At 69.1% G+C, this 6,712-nt stretch carries 6 protein-coding genes; 1 reads left to right on the top strand and 5 read right to left on the bottom strand.

The window, feature by feature from the left end; all coding sequences use genetic code 11:
* From BEK98_RS46520 to BEK98_RS46500, 5 genes are all read right to left on the bottom strand, one after another.
* Positions 1-793 (bottom strand): beta-galactosidase (locus tag BEK98_RS46520; RefSeq protein WP_208643432.1); only part of this gene is annotated, 793 nt, incomplete at its 3' end.
* Positions 794-854: 61 nt separating this feature from the next.
* Complete coding sequence (locus tag BEK98_RS46515; RefSeq protein WP_094222863.1) at positions 855-1,802, bottom strand: carbohydrate ABC transporter permease; 948 nt, start codon at positions 1,800-1,802, stop codon at positions 855-857.
* A complete protein-coding gene (locus tag BEK98_RS46510; RefSeq protein WP_094222864.1) occupies positions 1,799-2,737 on the bottom strand; it encodes a carbohydrate ABC transporter permease in 939 nt (312 codons plus the stop codon). Before BEK98_RS46510 ends, BEK98_RS46515 begins: the two co-directional genes overlap by 4 nt.
* Before the next feature lie 89 nt (positions 2,738-2,826).
* Complete coding sequence (locus BEK98_RS46505) at positions 2,827-4,224, bottom strand: ABC transporter substrate-binding protein (protein WP_094222862.1); 1,398 nt, start codon at positions 4,222-4,224, stop codon at positions 2,827-2,829.
* A 356-nt stretch (positions 4,225-4,580) separates the two neighbouring features.
* The gene (locus tag BEK98_RS46500) at positions 4,581-5,714 is read right to left on the bottom strand and encodes a LacI family DNA-binding transcriptional regulator (RefSeq protein ID WP_094222861.1); all 1,134 of its coding nucleotides are present in this window, start codon (positions 5,712-5,714) and stop codon (positions 4,581-4,583) included.
* A gap of 464 nt (positions 5,715-6,178) precedes the next feature.
* On the opposite strand from BEK98_RS46500, the gene BEK98_RS46495 reads away from it, so the two are divergent.
* Complete coding sequence (locus BEK98_RS46495) at positions 6,179-6,538, top strand: hypothetical protein (protein WP_094222860.1); 360 nt, start codon at positions 6,179-6,181, stop codon at positions 6,536-6,538.
* Positions 6,539-6,712 lie beyond the last annotated feature (174 nt).

Genomic DNA, 6,712 nt, shown 5'->3' with positions numbered 1-6,712 from the left:
TCTCGTCGTCCTCCACCCCCTGGCGGGTGTAGGAGATGCAGGTGGTGACGAACTGCTCGGGGCGCGCGTACGCGCGGACGATGTCGGCCTGCCAGCCGATGAACTCGGTGACCTGACGGGCCTGGAACTCCCGCCAGGCGACGTCGTACTGGGGCTGCTCGTTGCCGTCCGGCGTCCACAGGTCGGCCCATGTCGACAGCCGGTGCGACCAGTAGACCAGGCCCCATTCACGGTTGAGGGTCTCGACGTCTCCGTACTTCTCGCGCAGGTGGTCCACGAAGCGCTGGAAGACACCGTGGTTGTGGAAGAGGTGCAGACCCGGTTCGTTGTCGACCTGCCATCCGATGACCGCCGGGTGGTCGGCGTGGCGGGCGGCCATCCTGCGGATGACCCGCTCGGCGTGGAAGCGGAAGCCGGGGTGGGTGAAGTCGACCTCCTGGCGGGCGCCCCAGCCGATCCGCTCACCGGTGCGCCGCTCGCCGGTGATCTCCGGGTACTGCCGGGCCAACCACGGTGGCACGGCGTAGGTCGGCGTGCCGAGGATGACGGAGATGCCGCGTTCGTGGGCGCCGTCGAGGACCGGCTGGAGCCAGTCGAGGTCGAACGTCCCGTTCTCCGGCTCCCAGGTCGACCAGACCGACTCGCCGACCCGGATCACGGTGAAGTTCGCTTCGACCATCAGGTCGAGGTCGGTCTTCAGCCGTTCGTCGGGCCGCAGCCCGGGATCGTAGGCGGGCGTGTACTCGGGGTAGTACGCGGCGCCGAAGAGGACGCGGGCGGGCAGGACCGCCATGAGGGGAACCTCCGAAGAGTCGATGGGGGGCCAGGGAGCCGGCGGTGATGCCGGCAAGGCTTCACTGCTTGACGCCGCCGGTGGCCAGACCGCTCTGCCAGTACCGCTGCAGGAGCAGGAAGGCGACGACGAGCGGGACGAGGGAGATGAGGGAGCCGGTCACGACGAGCGCGAGCATGTTGCTGTTCGCGCCGGCCCCGCCGCCGACCGCCTGGGACGCCCAGGAGGAGAGCCCGACCGTGACGGGGTACAGGCGCGGGTCGTTGAGCATGATCAGCGGCAGGAAGTAGTTGTTCCAGGTCGCGACGAGCGTGAAGAGCACGACGGTCACCAGGCCCGGGGCCAGCAGGCGCAGAGCGATCTGCAAGAAGATCCGCAGCTCACCGGCTCCGTCGATGCGCGCGGCCTCCAGGATGCTGTCCGGGACCGCGTCCTGGGCGTAGATGCGCATGAGGTAGAGGCCGAACGGGCTGACGAGTGAGGGCAGGACGATGGCCCAGGGGGTGTTGACCAGGTCCGCCTTCGCGAAGAGCAGATAGGTCGGAATGGCCAGGGCGGTGGTGGGGATCATGACGGCGCCGAGCACCAGGGAGAAGGCGGCGTTGTTGCCCCGGAACCGGTACTTGGCGAACCCGTAGCCGGCGGCGGCCGCCAGGAGCGCGGCACCGACCGCACTGCCGACGGAGTACAGGATGGTGTTGAGCAGCCAGTGGAGGAAGATCCCGTCGTCGTGCGTCAGCGTCTCCCGGATGTTCTCGAACAGTTGCGGAGCGTGCGAGAACCACAGCCCGAAGCTGTCGAACAGGTCCTGGGTGCTCTTGGTCGAGGCCATGGCGAGCCAGAACAACGGCAGCAGGAAGTAGGCCAGGACGGCCAGCATGACGATGGTCAGCGGTGTGCTGCGGCGCCGGGCCGACCGCCGGCGCCACCGGTGAGCCGCCCGGGGCGCGCCGGTTGCGGTGGCGGTCACGGCCGCTCGGGACGTGGCCGGGGGAGTCGTGGTCGTCATGACGTCCTCCTGCGGTTCGCGGTGAACAGGACGGCGTAGGAGAAGATCACAATGACCATGCCCAAGAGGAAGGACACCGCGGCCGAGTAGTTGACCTGCTGGCCGGTGAAGGCGAGGGAGTAGGCGTAGAGGTTCGCGGTGTACGAAGTGTCGATGACGTCGGGCGCGATGGGCTGCAGCAGCTTCGGCTCGTTGAACAGCTGGAAGCTGCCGATCACGGAGAACAGAAGGGTGAGCAGGAGCGCCGGGCGCAGGGCCGGGAGCTTGATGGACCAGGCGATCCGCCAGGCGCCGGCGCCGTCCATCGCGGCGGCCTCGTACAGCTCCTGGGGGATCGTGCGCAGGGTCGCGTACAGAATGATCATGTTGTAGCCGACGAACTCCCAGGTCACGACGTTCGCCAGGCTGCCGAGCAGCCATCCGTCGCTGAGGAAGTGCGGGACCGGCAGGCCGAGTTTCCTGCTCAGCTGGGCGAACGGCCCGAAGTCCGGCCCGTAGAGGTAGCCCCACATGAGGGTGGCGACCACGCTCGGGACGGCGTAGGGGACGAAGATGCCCAGGCGGATCACCCGTGCGAGCCGCAACAGGCCGCTGTCGAGCGCGAGCGCGAAGCCGAGGGCCAGCAGAAGCATCAGCGGGACCTGGATCACGAAGAACGCCGCGACCCGCAGAACCCCTTCCCTGAGGAGCGGGTCCTTCAGGGCGGTCACGTAGTTGTCCAGCCCGACGAACGTGTTCCCGCCGATGAGCCTCTCCTGGAACAGGCTGAGGTAGGCGGCGTAGCCGAGCGGGGTGAGGAACATCAGCAGGAACAGCACCATGAACGGTGCGACGAACAGCGGACCTGCCGCACCATGACGCAGGCCACCGAGCCGGTGACGCTTCGGCCCCGCTCGGCGCGGGGCCTCGGTGGAGGCCGCGGTCGTGGCAGTCATCATCGGGCCTTTCTGACGGGAGAGGGACTGGCCGGACGCGGGGCCCGTTCTCCTGGCGGAGAGTGTCGGAGCACGGGACCCGCCGGACCTCACGGAGCCTGGACGCTGAAGCCCTGGGCCTTGGCGTAGGTGGTCAGCCGCGTCTGCCACGCGTCGAGCGCGGCGACGGAGTCCTTCTTCTTGGCGAGGGACGTGCCGACGGTCTCGGTCCAGTCGGTGACGGCCTGGTCGAGGAACGGTGGCCACTGGAAGTCGCGGCTGACCGTCTCGCCGATCCGGGCGAACACCTGGTTGACCTTCTGCCCGCCGTAGAAGGCGGGTGCGTCAGCGGCGAAGTCCGGGTCCGCGAGCAGTCGCTTCGTCGCCGGGAAGAACGACTGCTTGGTGTTGAGCAGCTGCGCGCTTTCGGGGTCGCTGTTGAGGAACTGCGCGAACACCGCCGCAGCGATCGGGTTCCTGGTCGCCTTGATGACCGCGCTGGTCGAACCGCCCCAGTTGCCCGAGCTCGGCTTCGCGGCGTCCCACTGGGGCAGGGGAGCCGCCCGCCACTTGCCCGCGGTGGACTTGGCCGCGCCGGAGAGGAAGACCGGCCCCCAGGCGGCGGTGATCCAGGTCGCGTACTTGCCCCTGTTCAGCGCGGAGAACCAGGCGTCGGTGAAGTCCGGCTCGACGCCGATGACACCCTCCTGAGCCAGCCCGCCCCAGTAGGCCGCGAGCTTCTTGGAGATCGCGTCGTCGACGTCGATGGAGACGTTGCCCTTGCCGGAGGTCGCGTAGGGCTTGGCCCCCGCCTGCCAGAGCAGACCGTGCCACGCGGCCGCCTCGTTGGCGGCCAGGTTGGTGATGTAGACGTCCAGGTCGGCCTTGTGCAGCCTGCGCGCCGCGGCGGCGAAGTCGTCCCAGGTCTTCGGCGGCTCGATGCCGTGCTTGTCGAAGATGTCCGCCCGGTACAGCATGCCCATCGGACCGGTGTCCTGCGGTATCGCCCAGATCTCCCCCTCGGGGCCGCTGACCTGTCCCCATGTCCAGTCGACGAACGTGTCCTTCAGCCCGGACGCGCCGTAGGGGCGCAGGTCCAGAAGACTGTCCGTGATCGTGAACGTCGGAATCGCCTGGTACTCCATCTGCGCCACGTCCGGGGCGCCCTTGCCGGCCTTGATCGCCGTGCGCAGCTTCGTGTAATGCTGCACGCCCTGGCCCGCGTTGACGACCTTGACCTTGATGGCCGGGTACTTCTTCTCGAACAGCGCGACCTCCTGCTCGATGTCCGGGACCCACGTCCAGAACGTCAGCTCGGTCGGAGTCTTCATCGCCTTGTCGATGTCGGCCTGGCCGACCGGCTTCGTGGAGGAGCTGGAGCCTCCGCCGTCGCCGCTGCCGCCGCCGCAGGCGGACAGTGCGGCACCCAGGGACACCGCTCCCGTTGCGGTGAGGAAGAGCCGGCGGCTCATCCGGGAGGGGCTGGGGGTGGAGCTGGATCTGCGCATGGTGAACTCCCGCCGGTGGATGAGGGGATGGCACGCCGGGCGAGGGCGTGCGGAACGAGGGTGACGAGAAGGAAGGAGGCTCGAACATGACGGCCAGGACATGGAGGTCGCCATGGCGCGGGTGCACGTCCTCGCGGACTTCGCCCGTCGGGCTTCCACCTGCCGTAGTGGTGGCAGCGCGTGACCGGGGAAGTGACAGGGTGGAGCAGAGAGCCGTCGCGGCGAAACCGCTCAGCGGCTACCGCGTGAAGGGTGCGGTCGAGGAAGAGATGAGGGGAGCAGAGGTCGGTACGGTGGCTTTCCTCGCGCTCCCGTGCCCGGGGGTGAAGGCCGTTGCCCGGGCTGGTCTGTCGTGGTCAGTTGTGGGTGGAGGCGCCTCCGTTCGGGGGCGGGCTGTGCCGGCCCCCACTCGGAGGGGAGACGGTGCGCCGAGCACGACCTGGGGTCATCCGGGGCGGTGGGGGCGCGGTCGAGGCCCGGACCACGAGGTCGACCGGTGGATCACTGGCCGGCAAGGGGTCCGCCTGTGGGTTCTCGATGGAGTGCACGAGGCGTTTGAGTCCCTCCTGGGCCACGGCGTCGAAGGGCTGGCGCATCGTGGTGAGAGGGGGATTCACATAGGCGGCCACGGGGATGTCGTCGAAGCCGACGACGCTGACGTCGTCCGGCACGCGTCGGCCGGCTTCCGCCAGCGCGCGAATGAGGCCGATCGCCATGTCGTCATTGGCTGCGAACACCGCGGTCATGTCGCCGTCGGAGGCCAGTTCGTGGCCCGCCGCGTAGCCGGACGCGGCCGACCAGTCGCCCTCGACGACGGGCGGCACCGTCCTGCCGTGCGCGGCGAGCGCGGCCCGCCAGCCCTCCAGCCGGTCCCGGGCGGCGTACCACCGCTGCGGACCGGCGAGGTGGTGGACAGTGGCGTGCCCCAGGTCCAGCAGGTGCTCGGTGGCCGCGCGCGCCATCAGAGCGGCGCCTACGCCCGCGGCCAACGCCCTGGGCGCGGGCAAGGGCGGCGCGCCGAGGACGAGAATGGGTACGTCGACAAGGCCCGAGAGATCTCCGTCGTGTCCGTCGTCGATCGGCTCGGAGATGACGATGCCGTCCACGCCCTGATCGAGAAGCGAGTCCACGGCACCGGCGACTCCCGCCGGGTCGCCTTCCACGGTGTTGACCACGCGCACGGTGTACCCGCTGTCCCGTACGGCGCGCTCGACCCCCATGATCAGTGAGGCGGGCCCGTACAGGGCGGTTCCCAGTGTCACCACGCCGATGGACCGTGTACGTCCGGAGGCCAGTGCCCGGGCCGCGTTGTTCAGCCGGTAGCCCAGCTCCTCGGCCGCCTCCAGAACGCGTCGGCGCACCTCGGCCGAAACGTACGGCTCGTCGTTGAAGACCCGGGACACCGTCTTCTGCGAGACGCCCGCCAGCCGGGCCACGTCCACACTGCGCGGTGCGCCGGAACTCCCGCCCCGTCCTGCCCCTCGCGTCATGGTGTCCCCCGCCGATCGTGATCAGTGCCGGTGCCAGCCTATGTCCGTCTGACTGCGCTGACATGTCTACGCAGTCATAAGGTGGCCGTCAAGGGTCTGGGCGCGCATTCGTCACTTGCTCCGACGGTCCGACCCACGCGGGAGGCGGGAATGCCGGGCCCTTCCGGGTTGGGATGCCGGTACGTGTGCCTCACGCCTTGACGGCCTTGATCTGACTGCGTAGACATGCCTGTGGGTCGGAGTGGTGGCGAGTGCCGCTGGGTGGCAGTGAGCCTGGGCGGTTTCGTCCAGCGGGTAGGTCCGCCAGACGGGGAGGTCGAGCTTGCCGTCGGCGATCAGGTCGGCCGGCTGGGGCAGGGCGTCCGTGAAACGGTCGGTCGGGTCGATGCCGGTGCGTCACACGGCCGGAAGAGTGTCGGAGGAACGCGGTTGAGGTGCGGCAATCAGCCCGGCGCACTCGCCCGATGAGCCACAGCACACAGCCCGGCAGCTGGGACGGGCCCTGGTACCGCGTCCGCACGGAGCACTTCGAAGCCGCATTCCTGCCGAACGTCGGCGAGGACCTGGAGTCCGTGGACAACGTCGATGTCTTCGTGGACCTCAAGGACGGCTCCCGCTGGAGCGCGACCGTCATCACTCTCGCCCAGGTCGAAGCCATCATGGCGCGATGGGCCGAGAGCGGCGAAGCCCTCGGAGGCCGCTACTTCTGGTGCTCGGACGGACTCATAGCCCGCGACGCCGGCATCAGCAGCATGACTGACGTCCTGGTCGGCCTGGTCGAGAACGACGAGTTCGCGCAGGTCCTTCACCGCCTTGATGACTGACCCCGGGGTTCCTCAGCCGAGCCATCTCACCCTGAAAACCCTGTCCCTGACTTGATCTCGTAGGCCCACCGGCCCATCTGCGGTTGCGCCACCGGGCGGGCTCTCCTGCCCTGCCCCATCCAAGCCGGGGTGGGTGGGTTGTTCCGGCGGGGCTGGCGACCTATTACCTGGGGG

It is taken from the genome of Streptomyces diastatochromogenes (genome assembly GCF_002242805.1).
Taxonomy (GTDB): domain Bacteria; phylum Actinomycetota; class Actinomycetes; order Streptomycetales; family Streptomycetaceae; genus Streptomyces; species Streptomyces diastatochromogenes.
Note: the sequence above shows the minus strand (reverse complement) of the source record. Positions and strands in the feature narration are given on the sequence as shown.

Excerpts from the sequence above, each read along its gene's own strand:
- BEK98_RS46515 (WP_094222863.1), bottom strand. The coding sequence starts at position 1,802 with ATGACGACCACGACTCCCCCGGCCACGTCCCGAGCGGCCGTGACCGCC.
- BEK98_RS46510 (WP_094222864.1), bottom strand. The coding sequence starts at position 2,737 with ATGACTGCCACGACCGCGGCCTCCACCGAGGCCCCGCGCCGAGCGGGG.
- BEK98_RS46505 (WP_094222862.1), bottom strand. The coding sequence starts at position 4,224 with ATGCGCAGATCCAGCTCCACCCCCAGCCCCTCCCGGATGAGCCGCCGG.
- BEK98_RS46500 (WP_094222861.1), bottom strand. The coding sequence starts at position 5,714 with ATGACGCGAGGGGCAGGACGGGGCGGGAGTTCCGGCGCACCGCGCAGT.
- BEK98_RS46495 (WP_094222860.1), top strand. The coding sequence starts at position 6,179 with ATGAGCCACAGCACACAGCCCGGCAGCTGGGACGGGCCCTGGTACCGC.